We start from the raw sequence: 14,873 nt of genomic DNA, 5'->3' as shown, positions 1-14,873 counted from the left end.
CCGGAGTTCCAGGCGCAGGCCTTAGCAAAGGCAGCTAGCCACGAACGCAGCTCGTTGGCACTTTGTCGTGAAGCGACAAGAATGAAGACAAAAATCCCCTGGACGGTTTGCACCCCGTCCGGGGAAATCCTCTGGAGGCAAGGAGAAGAAAGAAGACTGATTCGCTGGAAGAGTTCTGTTCTACAATCCCAGCGGACACATATTGCAGATGTCTTGAGATCAAGTAGTAAACCCAGGGGCCTGCAACGAAGGTTATGAGTTGTTAATTCACTGGTAACTGCCTTGACACTTCTTAACCGGGTGGAGGCACGCGCCGGGTTTATGGTAATAGCCATGGTTTCAGTGCTGCTCATTGACGACGATACCGAGCTGAGTAAGCTGCTGGAAGAATACTTACAGAGCGAACAGCTTCACCTGGACGCGGCGCATGACGGTCCCAGCGGGCTGCAAAAAGCGCTCTCCAACCAATATGCCGTGGTGGTGCTGGACGTGATGCTTCCCGGCATGAGCGGACTGGATGTGCTCAAGCAGCTTCGCCAGAAGAGCGCCGTTCCGGTTCTGATGTTGACGGCGCGCGGCAGCGAGCTGGACCGCATTCTTGGTCTGGAGCTGGGCGCCGACGACTATCTGGCCAAGCCGTTCAACCCGCGCGAACTTGTCGCCCGCCTGCGCGCTATTTTGCGGCGAACATCAGGCGCGGCCTCCGCGGGACCGGCGCAGCCCGTGCATCTGGCAGACGTGGAGCTCCATCCCGAGTCGCGCAGCGTGACCTGTGACGGCAAACCGGTGGGCCTGACCGGCGCGGAGTTCGATCTGCTATCGGCCTTCCTGCGCAGCCCGGGAAAAATCATCAGCCGTGAGGACCTCACGCAGGCGGCGCTGGGACGTCCCATGTCGCCCATGGACCGCAGCATTGACGTCCATGTAAGCAACCTGCGGCGCAAGCTGGGTCCGTATGACGGCGAGCAGGAGCGCATCAAAGCCATCCGGGGCAGCGGATATGTTTATCTTCTGCCGGGAGAGCAACCGGCGTGAAGTTCCGCACCCTGTTCCTGAAGATCTTTCTGTACTTCTGGCTGGCCGCAGCGGCCATGATCGGATCACAGAACGTGATCTACTGGTTCACCGTTTCCAACGATCCCAATCCAGAGCGCCGGCGCGGAGCGTTTGGCGAAGCGCTGAATCTGTACGCTGAGTCGGCTGTGCAGGTGTATGACAGCGAGGGTCCCAAGGCCTTTGACGAGTATGCCGACCGCTCACGCAAGGAAGCTGGTTCAGAGATTGATCTGTTTGACGCCGATGGCCGCGCTCTGACACCTCCGAACTCAGACGAATCCAGCAGCGTGGCAGCGGAGATCCACGCCACGCACGAGCACGTTTCCCACATGACGAATTTGGGCCGCCTCACCTGGGGCCGCAGCGTGGTGGCGCCCAGCGGCAAGACGTATATCTTCGTTACGCGCCTGCGCCAGCCGTACCAGCCGCGAGGCATACCGGTGCTGGGCATCGTACTGGCCATTTCTGCTGCCGGCGGGATTTCATACCTGCTGGCCTGGTATCTGACTTCGCCGATCAAGAAGCTGCGCACCACGGTGCGGGCCTTTGCGGAAGGCGATCTGGAAGCGCGCGTCTCGCCCGAGCTGGGCAATCGCCAGGACGAGTTGGCCGATCTGGGCCGCGAGTTTGACCACATGGGCGAACGCATCGCCGCGCTCATTTCGTCGCAAACGCGATTGCTGGCAGATATTTCGCATGAACTGCGTTCGCCGCTGGCGCGATTGACCGTGGCCCTGGAACTGGCCCGCAAGAACACCAACGGCAAACGCGACGCGGCGCTGGACCGCATTGAGCAGGAAGCCGAACGCGTGAACCAGTTGGTGGGACAGTTGCTGACCATCACTCGCCTGGAAAGCGGCGCGGAACGCGTCCCGCCGGAGACGGTGGCGCTGGATGAAATCGTGGAACAAGTGGTGGACGACGCCAACTTTGAAGCCACCGCCGAACACAAACAGGTGACGGCCACACAACTGCAACCCTGCAGCCTGCGCGGGTCCATGGAGCTGCTGCGCAGCGGCGTGGAAAACGTGGTGCGCAACGCCGTACGGTACACGGCGGAAAACACGGCGGTGGAAGTTACGCTGCGCGTCCGCATGGGGACCGCTGTGCTCACGGTGCGCGACCACGGTCCGGGAGTGCCTGAATCCGAATTGCAACACATCTTTGAGCCGTTTTACCGCGTCAGCGAAGCGCGCGAGCGCTCCAGCGGCGGCGTGGGACTGGGGTTGTCGATTGCCGATCGCACCGTCAAGCTGCACGGCGGCTCTGTCCGGGCAGAGAACTTGGCCGACGGACTCCTGGTGACCATCGAGCTGCCGCTCTTGCCTGCGCCATCTTCTGCGCCGCAACAGCCGCCGTTGAATCCCGCGACGGAAAAGATGCCGGTGTGAGACGGCGTGTTGTTGGCCCTTCCGTAAAAATCCCCGCTTTTGAAAATTGCAAATGATGTCAGTGAAGAACTTGCGGGTGAGATTCGCACCCTGGGGGAGCGAAACGTATCAACTTTCGGTGAATCTCACAAAGAACTTCTTGAATGGCTGTGAGGTCAAGACCACTGCAAGCCGACCCTTCGTTCAACTCTCCGAATACCTGGTTCCGTTTCGCTCCCATCAGGGTGAGAGAGAAAAGAATGAATTAACAGTAAGACGAGGCTAAGGCCGGGAAGATAGCAGAATCTTTGTTAATAAATAGTTAATAAATGTTGTTGCATGAGGGAACCAAATTATTTCTCGTGCGTATTGTTAACCAGAAGCGCAAAGTGCCGTCAAAGTTAGCAGAACGGCAAATCATCTGGAGAACTAATATGGACCCCAAGTGGAACTCGATTGTTGACCATATCGCAGTACGAATCGGAATGCTGGTGGTTGGTTTCGGTGTGTGGCTGGCCGTGAGCTATGGCTTATTGTCAGCTTAGGCTGGCTTGACGCCGCCTTGGCTTGGTTTTTTTGTTTAACCTGGTGTTACGAGAAGCTTCCCGCCAGACGTTCTTGCGTGTGAAGTTTCAAGCGCGGACCGCAACCCCTTCCACCGCTTTTCCTGAACCGTAGCGCGCGTCCACGTATTCGTTCAGGATTTCAATAAACTCGGCGACAATCCGGTCGCCCTTCAGCGTGGTCATCAGCCTTCCGTCAACAAACACCGGTGCCTTGGGTTCTTCAAAAGTGCCGGGGAGGGAAATCCCGATGTTGGCGTGTTTGGATTCACCGGGCCCGTTGACCACGCAACCCATCACCGCCAGCTTGAGCTCTTCCACGCCGGGATATTTCTCTTTCCACAGCGGCATGTTGTCGCGCAAGTAAGTCTGGATCTGTTCGGCCATCTCCTGGAAGAAGGTGCTGGTGGTGCGTCCGCAGCCCGGACAGGCGGTGACTTGCGGCGTGAAGCTGCGCATGCCCAGCGATTGCAGAATCTGCTGCGCGACCATGACTTCTTCGGCGCGATTGCCGCCCGGCGCCGGGGTGAGCGAAACACGGATGGTGTCGCCAATACCTTCCTGAAGAAGCACTGCCAGTCCGGCGGTGCTGCCGACGATGCCGCGCGCGCCCATGCCGGCTTCGGTGAGGCCAAGATGCAGAGGATAGTCGCAACGGCGGGCGAGGTTGCGGTAGACGTCAATCAGGTCCTGCACGCCGCTCACTTTGGCGCTGAGCAAAATGTGGTCATGCGGCAGGCCGGTCTCTTCGGCGATTTCCGCCGAGCGCAGCGCGCTGACAACCATGGCTTCCATGGTGACTTCGCGGGCGTCTTTGGGCTCGGCCAGGCGCGAGTTTTCGTCCATCATGCGGGTGAGCAGCTGTTGGTCCAGCGATCCCCAGTTCACGCCGATGCGCACCGGCTTCTTGTTCTTGATGGCCACTTCCACCATGGCGCGAAAATTGTTGTCGTCTTTGCGGCCCACGCTCACGTTGCCGGGATTGATGCGGTACTTGGCCAGCGCCTGCGCGCAGTCAGGATACTTGGTCAGCAACAGGTGGCCGTTGTAATGGAAGTCGCCGATGATGGGCACGTGGATATTTTGTTTGGCGAGGCCTTCCACAATGGCCGGCAGGGCCTTGGCCGCGGCGTCATTGTTCACCGTGACGCGGACCAGCTCAGATCCGGCGCGCGCCAACTGCGCCACCTGCTGGATGGTGCCGGGGACGTCGGCGGTGTCCGTGTTGGTCATGGACTGGACGACCACCGGGGCGTCGCCGCCCACGCGGACGTTGCCGATGGTGGCAACAATGCTTTTTCTGCGTTGGATGAAAGCCATTATGAATAGTTTAACCGATTTTCAGGTTCAAGCTCCGCCACAACCGCTTCAGAAAAAAGTCAGAAAAAACCCATCGCGGTGAAAGGACTCCCGAAGCGGCCACGATGCCTAATGGAACAGTGGCGGCCGGAGTCGTCATTGTTAGTCAGGTAAGTAGTCGCGATCCCCGGCCGTCCGCAGAGAAATCAAATCAGGAGAAATCAGCAGTGGCAAATTCATATCCGAACCGGGAACTAGACCTTAACTACTCCGTGCAGGCGGCTGTTTACCGCATTCTGCGGCGGCGACCCTGGAAAACATGGACTACCGGAACAGGGGGAACCCTGAGCCGCTTCTTCTTGTACACCCTGTTTGCCGCGGCCATGACGGTTTTGCTGGCGACGGCGGCGCGCGCGGCAACCCAAGACACTTTCGATGCCGAAGTGCCGTTCAAGTTTGAGGCAGGCAACCAGAGCTTCCCTGCCGGCCATTACCAATTCAGCATCGCCCGCCCCGGTTTGCTGAAAGTGCGCGATTCGCATGGCCAGGTGGTGGCATCGCTGGTGACCCGCTCCAAGGGACTCGCCGGGCCTTTGCCGGCGTCCAAGCTGGTGTTTGACACGCAGACGACGCACGCCCGCCTTGCCCAGCTCCGCGTCAAGGAATACGGGCCGGTCCTGGAGATTCTGGGGGAAGAGCCAGCGGTGCAGCCGGAGCCATCGCTGACTCCGGCATCGCCCGCCAGAGATTGAATCTCTGATGGTGTGACGCGCAGGGCCGGGGCTAACGCACTGACAGACCACTCTTACGGACCGCCGGCCAGGCGGTCCGTGAGGGGAACGGCAGCTGGTACTTTCTTAAATTTCCGTTTCCTGAGCGGGCTCAGCATTCATCAATCTGCCGAACCCTCTCAGCCCAACGCCTATCAGTAGTGTCGGTCCCCACAGCCAGCAGATCTCGGTCCAGAGCACGTGGAGGCCGCGAACGGAGAAGAACGCGTCGGCGCCAATCGGCGATACGGCAATCGGACGCCAGGGAAAGAAATAGCGTGTGGTATCAAACGGAGAGAAGAAAGCGATGCCCAGGCCTCCGTTGGTCATGGCGTCCAGCGCGCCGTGGGAAGCTGTAACCAGAAACAGGAAGACCGCCAGCCACCAGCGCTCCCGCGCGGTTTTCCCCAAGACCCAGGCCAGCAATCCACCCACTACCGCGGCGAACAGCAGCGAGTGGGTCATGCCGCGGTGGCCCCAGAGGTCGCCGTAATGGATGCCGAAAGAGAAGCCGATGACGTCCACGTCCGGCAGCATGGAGCAAACGATGGTAGTAGCCCAGAAGCTGGGTTGCTTCTGCAAGCCGGGGCTGGCGGCCTGTCCCAGGGCCGCGCCCACCAGCGCGTGTGTAAAGAGGGTGGCCATGTTGCTGTGGTCTCAGGATACCAGCCGCCGTCTGGTGAAGATCCGCACAGCCGGGGGCGGCTGTGCCACACGTCAGATTCTGAGGTCCACGATGCAGTTTGGATTGGCGCTTAGCCTGAGGGTGGGAGACGTAGCAGTGCTACGTCTCTACTTAGGGATTATTGAAGCAGCCGGGGAAATTTCGAAGCCCTGACGTGCGATTTTGCTTGACAATTCGCTTAATGTTCGCTATAATAATTGCGCTAAAGGGCACAACCCAAGCAAACCAAACCAGAAACAGCAAGCAGAAGCAGGGGTGGATTCCCGCGTCCGGTCAGGCGCAGGAACCGGAGGGGACAGTCGTCAAGAATGACAGTCTTCGATGGCAGTCTTCAATACGGCAGTCTTCAATAGGCACCCCGGGCGGCGGCGAAGTTTGGCCGCTGCATGACAATTCATCTATCCGGGCGAGGGAAAGAGAAATGTGACACGTGAGTTTTTACTGGATGGTAGACGGAAAGAAGCTGACGGAAGAGGAATACAAGGAATATCAACGGCAACAACAAGCAGCCAAAGAGAAAACCCGGAATGAAGCGGCCCGGCTGGTACGCGAGTTGGGAGAGGCGTACAGCGCCTGCTCCAGGTTCATGGAACAGAATCCGGAGCTGTGCCAGCGGGTGGGCGACGCCGAAGCCAGGGAACACGAGCTCTACGAAAAACTGAAGCAGAACCTGCGGAAGGCGGACGAGGCGCCGCGCTGCGGGAAGATCCGGGAAGACGGGACGTTGTGCGGGTCACCGCGGGTGAAGGGGCACAACTACTGCTACGCGCACGAGCGTATGCTGCAAGCGCGGGCGCGGAAGCTGGAGTTGCCGGCTTTGGAGGACGCGAACAGCATACAAATGGCAGTGATGCTGGTGCAGCGGGCGCTGATTGACGAAGAGATCAGCGAGAAGAAAGCCGGGTTGCTGCTGTATTCGCTGCAGATTGCAGCCAGCAACGTGAAGAACACCACGTTTGGCGAGGAAGACGATGAGTATCTGACGGAAGAGATGCCGAGCGAGTCGGAGATAGGGGCGCGGACGGTGCGGGGGCGACTGGTGGCGAGTTCAAAGTACGAGGAAGATCAGGTCGAAGAGGAAGAGCTCACCACGGAGACACGGAGGCACGGAGAAGAGGCCGGCCGCAGATTGCCGCCGATGAGCGCAGAGGAAGCAAATCTCACCACGGAGACACGGAGGCACGGAGAAGAAGCACAGCCGAGGGCGGCTGTGCCACACGAGCATCGCTTGGGATGAGTCGTGTAAGTGCTTTAGACCTTGGGATGGAGAGGGAGGGGCAGGGGGGAAGAATCGCCGGGATCGCGCGTGATCGCCGCCATCGCCGAAATCGGGTAACCGGCATAACGCTTATTCGCTGATGACACTGATGCGAAGAATCGGGTGACCGGAAAATCGGATGATGCGGTGATCGGGAAGGCCGAAACCTCTCCGCTGGCGGCTGGTGTAGCGATTTCTGCCGGCTTCTGTGTCGCTAATCGTCGCGAAAACAGGTCCTAAAAGCATCCAGGCTGCCAGGAATCCTTACACCGCCCGCCGGTGTCTAATATTGAGAGTTATCCTGTAACTATGATGAAGCGTCTGATCACGGTGCTGCTGGCGGGTTCGGCGGCGATGTTCGTCATCGCGGGCCAGGGCCAGGCTGCGCAACCCAGCTCCAACCCAAAGTCCGGGGCCAGTTCAACGTCCGGCGCCAACCCAAACTCCAGCGCTAACCCAAAATCCAGCACGAACTCAAAGTCCAGCACCAGTCCGAAAACCAAGGCCAACCCCGAAACTAGCGCTAGCGCCAAGCCCAGCTCCAGCCCAAAATCCGGCGCGAGCGCGGGCCTGTTGCCGCCGGTGTTCAATGGCTGGGAACTGGAGAAACCCACGCTCAAGACCGGTTCGGACCCTGCTGCCGCCGATCCCACCGACTACGCCGTGCTCAAAGAGTACGGATTTGCCGACTATGCGCTGGCCACGTACTCGCGCAACGGCCGCAACATGCAGATCAAAGCGGCACGCTTCGCGGACGCCAGCGGGGCTTACGGCGCGTTTACTTACTTCCTGCAGCCGCAGATGCTGCCGGAGACCATTGGCGACCGCGCGGGCTCCAACACCTCGCGCATACTGTTCTACCGCGGCAACATTCTGGTGGACGCTCGCCTGGAGCACGTGTCGGCGATGTCCGCCGCTGACCTGCGGGCCCTGGCGGACGCGCTGCCCCGGCCTCACGGCAATCTTTCCGCGCTGCCCACGCTGCCCGGGCATTTGCCCAAGAACAGCATTGCCAACTCTGAGCATTACATTGTCGGCCCCATCGCCCTGGAACGCCTGGGCGTTCCGCTGCCGGCGAGCCTGGTGAACTTCCAGATGGGCCCGGAGGTGGAGTTTGCGCAGTATGTGAACCACCTGGGCGGCGTCGCCAACTTCACGCTGATTGAATATCCCACGCCGCAGATTGCCGCCGAACGCATGAAAGCCATGCAAACGGCCGGCTTGCCCGGCGGACCGTTCTACTTCAAGCGCTCAGGTCCGCTGCTGGCCGCGGTGAATGGCGGGGTTGACGAAAACGAAGCGCGCGACTTGATGGCGAGCGTCGCCTACGACGCCGACGTAACCTGGAACCAACCCACCAAGCGCGATGCGCGCGACAACATCGGCAATCTCATCATCGGCATCTTCGTGTTGATCGGGTTCATTCTGTTGGTGTCAGTGATTTTCGGGCTGGCTTTTGGCGGAGTCCGCATCGTGGCCAAGAAGTTCTTTCCCGATAGGGTTTTTGACCGTCCGGAAGACGTTGAGGTCATCCGCCTGAATCTGAAGTAAGCCCTAAGCCGCTGAAAACAATTGCTATATCTGCTAGCGTAACCGCAAAATGACATTTTTTGGCACTTTGATGCAGCCTGTTGACGAATTAGATAAAATGTTGAAAACAAAGGCATTTAATCCCGAAAAATTCCTTGACACTGCCATTCAAGGGCCAATAAGATTTTTGCCAGAAAGTTCTGATGGTTTTTTGAAGATCCGTCTGAACTATTCTCCCTTGAAAGAAAAGGCCGTCCCGTTGCCGGGCGGCCTTTTTGTTTTTCTGGTCGCTTCGCAACAAACCGCTGGCGGCTGTTGCTTCGCTCCGCGATTTGCGCGCTTCTGTAGCGGGCGGGGCTCGGCGCGTCCAAGACTCTTTGGCGGTGTCGCGTGCAGCGGCACAAAAATTCGTTCCGCGCGACTCGGAGCGCGTGTCCTAATCTTTGACAGACGGAAGAAAGAGCGGGGGACCATGCCCCACAACTCTGATCGAAGATCAAAGCGAGAGAATGCCGTGCTCAAGGACCTTGCCAAGTACGAGTACGCAGTGCACGAGTGGGTCACCCGCTGCAGAGTCAATGCGATCTGGTTTGTCAGCGACCCGGCCAGCGCCCTGCGCGAAGCCAATCTCGGCATTGATGAAGCCTTGCTGGCGCGGTTGGAATGCGTCCCCAGGCGCGAATTGACTAGATTGCTGCGAACCAGACGGCAAGCGTCGTAATCGATCGGAGCCTGGTTACGCTTGTCTCAGCGCTTTTTTGTTTTAAAGACAGGCATGTTCTGCGTCTTCCTGAGGTTCCGGACAAGGGCCATTCGTTGAAGCGCTCATTTACGAGTTTCCTGAAGCTAGGAAAGCATCAATGCCGAAGACGGGACCTTTCCGGCCCATATATATCGTATTACGAAATATTTGCCTGCGACCGGTGAAACCAAACTTGATCTCGACACTCCATGTAGCAAGGGAGCTTTCCGGAGTCCCCCACACTACCAATTCACTCAAGGGGTGCAGTCCGTGATCAAACTTAAAATCTTTCTTGCGTTTGCTGTCAGCGCTCTCTTAGCTGCCCCGTTGTACGCGCAGCAAAAATCCAAACCCTCTCCCGCTCCGTTTGATGCCACCGTCAGCCAGAACAGCCACCGGCTGCTGGAACAAGGCCGCCAGGTGTTTCGCTATGACACGTTCGGTGACCAGGATTTCTGGGGCGGCGCGCTGGGCCTGCACAAAGCCATTGAAGGCGCCAAATTTGGCGGCGTGGGCCCCGGCGTTTCTCCGGCAACCGCGCTGGCCGTGGGACTCAAAGTGGACCAGGACGCGCTTCCTCCGGCGCTGGTCGCTCTGATCAAAGCCGGCAAAGTGGACCTGAATGATCCCGCCACCACTCTGGCTTTGCTCAAGCTTAACGCCGTGCTGGGCGTGACCGGCTTCTTCAATCCCGATGGTTCGCTCAAATCGGTTGGAATCCAGTGCGCGCTGTGCCATTCCACCGTGGACAACGCGTTCGCGCCGGGGATCGGCCACCGTTTGGACGGCTGGGCCAACCGCGACTTGAACGTTGGCGCCATCGTCGCGCTTTCTCCCAGCGTGCAGCCGTTCGCTGACCTGCTAGGCACCGATCAGGACACTGTCCGCAAAGTTCTCAACAGTTGGGGGCCAGGACGCTTCGATGCCGCGCTCGCACTGGACGGCAAAGCCTTCCGTCCCGACGGCAAGAGCGGCTCGGTGCTCATCCCGCCGGCGTTTGGTCTGGCCGGCGTCAACCTGCATACCTCGACCGGATGGGGATCGGTCACGCACTGGAACGCGTTCGTTGCCAACTTGGAGATGCACGGCAAAGGCACGTTCTATGATCCTCGCCTCAAAGACGCTACGCAGTTTCCGGTGGCGGCCAGGGCGGGATTTGACAACGTCCGCAACTCGACTGATCTGATCACCGCCAAGCTGCCGGCCTTGCACTTCTACCAGTTGGCGATTCCGGCGCCGGCGCCTCCGCGCGGCAGCTTTGACGCAGCAGCGGCCCAGCGCGGCAAGGCTTTGTTCGACGGCAAGGCCACGTGCAGCACCTGCCACGTGGAACCCGTCATGACCGAGCCTGGATGGAACATGCACACGCCTGCCGAAGTCTGCACCGACGACTTCCAGGCCAATCGCGCCCCTGACCGGCGCTATCGCACAACGCCGCTCAACGGTCTGTGGACACACACTCAAGGCGGCTTCTACCACGACGGCCGTTTTCCCACGCTGCTGGACGTGGTCAACCACTATGACAGCTGTTTCAACTTGGGGTTAAGCGGCCAGGACAAGACGGATCTTGTCCAGTACATGATGTCTCTGCCGAACGACGCTCGAGAAGATGAATGAGATCGAAGCGCCCCAAGGCGCGTAACAACCTGGCCCACCCCGGAAGGGGTGGGTAACCTTAGCGAGACGATTGCCCGGGAATGTGCTGTTAAAAGGACTATACTTAAAACAGCGTGGCAACCGACAATAAACTCGACAAGCCCGCGTCCTCCAACGGCGCCGGCAACTATGGGCCGATCTTCGCCGCGCTGCGCAGCATCCTGAAGACCTATGAAGGCAAGTTGGCCATCAAGACCGACAAACCGGGCAACTGCTATTTGGAAACGCGCTCAGCCAGCATGAACGGCCGCCGCCTGCTGTTTGCCGCCGCCAAAACCAAAAAGAATTACGTCAGCTTTTATCTCACGCCGCTGTACATGTTTCCTGATTTGGCGCTGAGCGTTTCGCCCACGCTGAAAAAACATCTACAGGGACAATCCTGCTTCAACTTCACCGTCATGGAGCAGGAGTGTTTCGACGAGCTGGGCCGACTGGCGGCTGCGGGATTTGAACGATTTGGGAGCCAGTCACTGCTGTAGGCCTACTCTTATCACATGGTCGCCAAGACGAAGCCTGCCACCAAGAAGCCCTCAGGGAAGAAACCTCCCGCAAAATCCACCGACCACGCCGCCGTCTTCACTGCTCTGCGCGAACTGCTCACGCCCTATGAAGGGAAGTTGGCCGCAAAGACTCCCAACCCAAAGTACTATTGCCTTGAATCCCACGAGCCCAGATATAAAGGCCGTCCCATGTTCTTTGCCGCCGTGCGTGCGGGCAAGAACTATGTGAGCTATCACCTGATGCCGGTTTACGGCTGCCGCGACCTGCTCAACGGCGTGTCCCCTGAACTCATGAAGCGCATGCAAGGTAAAGCCTGCTTCAACTTCACCGCCGTGGACGAACGGTTGTTCGGTGAGCTGGCGCGGCTGACCAAAGCCGGTTACGAGAAATTTAAGAGCCTGAAGTATCTGTGATGAATCCAATATCGCGAGAGCACTTATGGAGATCAACACCCGCGAATCGCCCGGCTCTTTGAACAAAGCGTTATGGGACAACGACTACTGGCAGAAAGTACGCCAGCGCACGAACCGAGTCATCGCCTGCATCCCACTGGACGACGCCCAGTTTAACTGGACGCCTCGTCCGGGCAAGTTCAGCTTTGCCGACATCATCCGCCACCTGGCTGCGATTGAACGCTTCATGTACGCGGAGAACGTACAGCTCAAGCCCAGCCGCTATCCCGGCCACGGCAGGGAACTGGCCGACGGGCCCCAGAACGTGCTGGCTTATTTTGACCGCCTGCACGGCGAGTCAGTGGAAATCTTCAGCCGCCTCACCGCAGACGACCTCAACCAGAGATGCGTTACCCCCGGCGGAACGGCCATCACTGTATGGAAGTGGTTGCGCGCTATGGTGGAGCATGAGGTGCATCATCGCGCGCAGATTTACACATATCTTGGTCTGCTCGGCATTCCCACCCCACCGATCTACGGACTGACGTCAGAAGAAGTAAGGGAGCGAAGCGTTGCAGATCGGGTGATCGGGTGATCGCGCGTGATCGGGTGATCGGATCTAGATATCTGGAGATCGCCTAGGTTGTCCCTCGGCGGTCATTCGTTGGCCCGTGACGCTATGTTGTTCCCGGACTGAATGCTGACTGCTGAATGCTGAGTGCTGGCCTTCGAAATCCGCGTTCATCCGCGCGAATCCGCGGTAAGATTTTTGTTCGCTGGTTGCTAATTGCTATTTGCTAGCTGCTTTTCCATGCCCATCGCCTACCTCACGCTGGAAATCCGCATTGAAGCCGCGCACTCGCTCAAGGACAAGCGCCAGGTGGTGCGCAGCTTGAAAGACCGTCTGCGCAACGCGTTCAACGTCTCGGTCGCGGAGATAGACGTCACCGACCTGTGGCAGCGCGCCACTCTGGGTGTGGTCAGCATCTCCGGATCGCGCGATTACCTGGAAGGCCTCATGCGCAACGTGGAGCAAATGGCCGTCCGCCTGGCCAACAACAATGGTGCGGAGGTGGTGGACTCTTTCCTGGACTATGTCGAAATCGGGGAGAGCACGGAGATCGGGTGATCGCACGTGATCTGGTGATCGGGTGATCGCGTGATCAGAACGTCGAGAACCCGGCGCACGGGGACACGACCCACTCCAAGATTTGTCATCCTGAGCGGAGCGACGCTGCATGGCGTCGCGCAGTCGAAGGACCCCGAGAATCTGTCCCTGACCATGCTGCGGCAAGGAGTTCTCACCATAAACTTCGAATCAAGGGACACGCGGAATTTGGTTGTGGGAGCAGCAAAAGCGGAACAGCGTTTCCAAAACACACACACAGGAGTCTCTCCATAGGGCCACCCGTGGGCTAGGCCAGCTCTCAGATCACCCGATCACGCGCGATCGCCGGATCACCCGATCTCAGAACACCCTATTCCTTCCGTGCATGTTTCCTGCTATCCTCATAGGTTTTTCGCAGGCCAAAAAATGCCGGAGCAAAGGGCTAGACAATATCATCGCGGGCGGATGGTTGAGGCGCTCAAGGATGAGATTGGCGTCATCATTGAAGGCGACCTGGGCGACCCGCGCATCGCCCTGTGCACCGTGAGCGAAGTGGTTATGATGCCTGGCGGGAAAAGCGCGCGTATTTTTCTCCAGGTGGAAGGCGACGAGCAGGAGAGCGAAGAGACCCTCCAGGCCATCACGGCGGCCAAGGGGTATATCCGCCACGAGTTGATGGAACGCCTGGGGAAGCGGCATGTGCCGGATTTGGTCTTCATGCTGGACCGCTCGCAGGTTTACGGCGGCCGGATTGATGAACTGCTGGGCAGAATCAAGAAGCGCAAGAAATAGCAGATCGCAAAACAGCACGGCGCCAGAGCGCACCACACATCACAAAGCACGACTTCAGAACGCAAGACATTAGAAAGCACGACATCAAGAAGGCAAAACATTAGAGCGAACCACAAGGGAGCAATGGACCAGTTCGAACAGGTCTTACAAAGGATAGAGCAAGGCAGTCATTTTCTGGTGACTTCGCACGCCCGGCCTGACGGCGACGCCGTCGGCTCGGCGCTGGCGATGGGCCAGGTCCTGCGCAAGATGGGAAAGACCGCGGAGGTGGTGCTCCGCGACAGCGTTCCCGTCATCTATCAGCCTTTGCCTTTTTCGCAAACCATCACGCATTCGCCGGAGGTCACCGGGAACTTTGACGCCGCCATCATCCTGGAATGTGACAGCGTCCAGCGCACGCGTCTCCATGGCCTGGAGAAGTATTTTCAGATCAACATAGATCACCACACCAGTTCCAAGGCCTTCGCCGACATCAACTGGATTGACCCGCGCGCCTGCGCCGTCGCCGAAATGGTGTTCCGGTTGGCCCTGGCCGCCCGCGTCTGCGTGACTCCGGAGATCGCCACCTGCCTGTACACGGCGGTGCTCACGGACACTGGCGCGTTCAGTTACTCGGCCACCAACGCGCACACTTTTGAGCTGGCGCGCTGCCTGGTGGAACATGGCGCTGATCCCTCGCACATCGCACAGAGCGTTTACTTCGCCAGTCCCATTTCCAAGATTCGCTTGCTCGGCGCGGCCCTGCGGGGCCTGCATCAGGAAGGCGCGGTGACCTGGATGTCCGTGACCCGCCAGGACATGCTCGACTGCGGCGCGCTCGACGAAGACACAGAAGGCCTGGTGAATTACGCCCTGGGTATCGCCGGAATTGAAGTCGCGGTGTTCTTCCGCGAAGTGGCGCAGACCCGGGTGCGCGTCAGCATCCGCAGCAAAGGCGCGGTCAACGTGGCTGAGCTGGCGGAAAAATTTGGCGGCGGCGGTCACGAATGCGCCAGCGGATTTTCCACGGAAGGCCCCTTGTCCGATGCCGTGGTTCGCGTCCTGGCTGAGCTGCGGAGTAGAATGCCCGCAACCAATACAAAGCCGAGCTGATCGTTTTGATCGTTCGTCGCGGGGCGCTGATCACTGTTCGCTGATCGCCGTTCAAGGCA

15 protein-coding genes are annotated in these 14,873 nt (G+C 59.0%); 13 read left to right on the top strand and 2 right to left on the bottom strand.

All coding sequences use genetic code 11. The features are described from left to right. The first annotated feature begins 333 nt into the window (after window positions 1–333). Together LAO20_13590 and LAO20_13585 are read left to right on the top strand one after the other, a co-directional pair. Window positions 334–1,035: a response regulator transcription factor gene (locus LAO20_13590; GenBank protein MBZ5532458.1), complete on the top strand. Its 702-nt coding sequence runs from the start codon at window positions 334–336 to the stop codon at window positions 1,033–1,035. Then, a complete protein-coding gene (locus LAO20_13585) occupies window positions 1,032–2,447 on the top strand; it encodes a HAMP domain-containing protein (protein ID MBZ5532457.1) in 1,416 nt (471 codons plus the stop codon). The genes LAO20_13590 and LAO20_13585 overlap by 4 nt, the downstream gene beginning before the upstream one ends. A 611-nt stretch (window positions 2,448–3,058) precedes the next feature. Here LAO20_13585 and ispG read toward each other — a convergent pair. Then, window positions 3,059–4,309 (bottom strand): flavodoxin-dependent (E)-4-hydroxy-3-methylbut-2-enyl-diphosphate synthase, encoded by a 1,251-nt coding sequence (gene ispG / locus LAO20_13580; protein ID MBZ5532456.1) that lies wholly within the window; start codon window positions 4,307–4,309, stop codon window positions 3,059–3,061. A 206-nt stretch (window positions 4,310–4,515) separates the two neighbouring features. Between ispG and LAO20_13575 the strand changes: the two genes are divergently transcribed. Next, window positions 4,516–5,040, top strand: a complete 525-nt coding sequence (locus LAO20_13575) for a hypothetical protein (protein ID MBZ5532455.1) — start codon at window positions 4,516–4,518, stop codon at window positions 5,038–5,040. Between the two features lie 105 nt (window positions 5,041–5,145). On the opposite strand, the gene LAO20_13570 is transcribed toward LAO20_13575, so the two are convergent. Continuing rightward, on the bottom strand, window positions 5,146–5,703 hold the full coding sequence (locus LAO20_13570; GenBank protein MBZ5532454.1) for a metal-dependent hydrolase: 558 nt from the start codon (window positions 5,701–5,703) through the stop codon (window positions 5,146–5,148). Window positions 5,704–6,173: 470 nt separating this feature from the next. Here LAO20_13570 and LAO20_13565 point away from each other — a divergent pair, with 470 nt between their 5' ends. From LAO20_13565 to LAO20_13520, 10 genes are all read left to right on the top strand, one after another. Beyond that, window positions 6,174–6,980 carry a hypothetical protein gene (locus tag LAO20_13565; protein ID MBZ5532453.1) on the top strand — a complete coding sequence of 269 codons (807 nt, stop codon included), beginning with the start codon at window positions 6,174–6,176 and terminating at the stop codon, window positions 6,978–6,980. Between the two features lie 330 nt (window positions 6,981–7,310). After that, window positions 7,311–8,552 carry a hypothetical protein gene (locus tag LAO20_13560; GenBank protein MBZ5532452.1) on the top strand — a complete coding sequence of 414 codons (1,242 nt, stop codon included), beginning with the start codon at window positions 7,311–7,313 and terminating at the stop codon, window positions 8,550–8,552. A 49-nt stretch (window positions 8,553–8,601) separates the two neighbouring features. Continuing rightward, on the top strand, window positions 8,602–9,252 hold the full coding sequence (locus LAO20_13555; protein ID MBZ5532451.1) for a hypothetical protein: 651 nt from the start codon (window positions 8,602–8,604) through the stop codon (window positions 9,250–9,252). Between the two features lie 282 nt (window positions 9,253–9,534). Further along, entirely contained in the window at window positions 9,535–10,890 is a 1,356-nt protein-coding gene (locus LAO20_13550; GenBank protein ID MBZ5532450.1) for a hypothetical protein, read from the top strand. A 113-nt stretch (window positions 10,891–11,003) separates the two neighbouring features. Continuing rightward, complete coding sequence (locus LAO20_13545; protein MBZ5532449.1) at window positions 11,004–11,408, top strand: hypothetical protein; 405 nt, start codon at window positions 11,004–11,006, stop codon at window positions 11,406–11,408. Between the two features lie 15 nt (window positions 11,409–11,423). Further along, a complete protein-coding gene (locus LAO20_13540; GenBank protein ID MBZ5532448.1) occupies window positions 11,424–11,843 on the top strand; it encodes a hypothetical protein in 420 nt (139 codons plus the stop codon). A gap of 25 nt (window positions 11,844–11,868) precedes the next feature. Next, window positions 11,869–12,417 carry a DinB family protein gene (locus tag LAO20_13535; protein ID MBZ5532447.1) on the top strand — a complete coding sequence of 183 codons (549 nt, stop codon included), beginning with the start codon at window positions 11,869–11,871 and terminating at the stop codon, window positions 12,415–12,417. A 216-nt stretch (window positions 12,418–12,633) separates the two neighbouring features. Further along, on the top strand, window positions 12,634–12,951 hold the full coding sequence (locus tag LAO20_13530) for a DUF503 domain-containing protein (protein ID MBZ5532446.1): 318 nt from the start codon (window positions 12,634–12,636) through the stop codon (window positions 12,949–12,951). Between the two features lie 405 nt (window positions 12,952–13,356). Further along, complete coding sequence (gene rbfA, locus LAO20_13525) at window positions 13,357–13,722, top strand: 30S ribosome-binding factor RbfA (GenBank protein ID MBZ5532445.1); 366 nt, start codon at window positions 13,357–13,359, stop codon at window positions 13,720–13,722. A 123-nt stretch (window positions 13,723–13,845) separates the two neighbouring features. After that, window positions 13,846–14,814, top strand: coding sequence for a bifunctional oligoribonuclease/PAP phosphatase NrnA (locus tag LAO20_13520; protein MBZ5532444.1), 969 nt, complete (start codon window positions 13,846–13,848; stop codon window positions 14,812–14,814). The last annotated feature ends 59 nt before the right edge of the window (window positions 14,815–14,873 follow it).

It is taken from the genome of Terriglobia bacterium (assembly GCA_020072815.1).
GTDB lineage: Bacteria > Acidobacteriota > Terriglobia > Terriglobales > Acidobacteriaceae > Angelobacter.
The sequence above is the reverse complement of the archived record's forward strand: the minus strand, read 5'-3'. Positions and strand labels throughout refer to the sequence as shown.

Coding starts and splice junctions, on each gene's coding strand:
- LAO20_13590 (MBZ5532458.1), top strand. CDS start 334: ATGGTTTCAGTGCTGCTCATTGACGACGATACCGAGCTGAGTAAGCTG.
- ispG (MBZ5532456.1), bottom strand. CDS start 4,309: ATGGCTTTCATCCAACGCAGAAAAAGCATTGTTGCCACCATCGGCAAC.
- LAO20_13570 (MBZ5532454.1), bottom strand. CDS start 5,703: ATGGCCACCCTCTTTACACACGCGCTGGTGGGCGCGGCCCTGGGACAG.
- LAO20_13560 (MBZ5532452.1), top strand. CDS start 7,311: ATGATGAAGCGTCTGATCACGGTGCTGCTGGCGGGTTCGGCGGCGATG.
- LAO20_13555 (MBZ5532451.1), top strand. CDS start 8,602: ATGACATTTTTTGGCACTTTGATGCAGCCTGTTGACGAATTAGATAAA.
- LAO20_13540 (MBZ5532448.1), top strand. CDS start 11,424: ATGGTCGCCAAGACGAAGCCTGCCACCAAGAAGCCCTCAGGGAAGAAA.
- LAO20_13535 (MBZ5532447.1), top strand. CDS start 11,869: ATGGAGATCAACACCCGCGAATCGCCCGGCTCTTTGAACAAAGCGTTA.
- LAO20_13530 (MBZ5532446.1), top strand. CDS start 12,634: ATGCCCATCGCCTACCTCACGCTGGAAATCCGCATTGAAGCCGCGCAC.
- rbfA (MBZ5532445.1), top strand. CDS start 13,357: ATGCCGGAGCAAAGGGCTAGACAATATCATCGCGGGCGGATGGTTGAG.
- LAO20_13520 (MBZ5532444.1), top strand. CDS start 13,846: ATGGACCAGTTCGAACAGGTCTTACAAAGGATAGAGCAAGGCAGTCAT.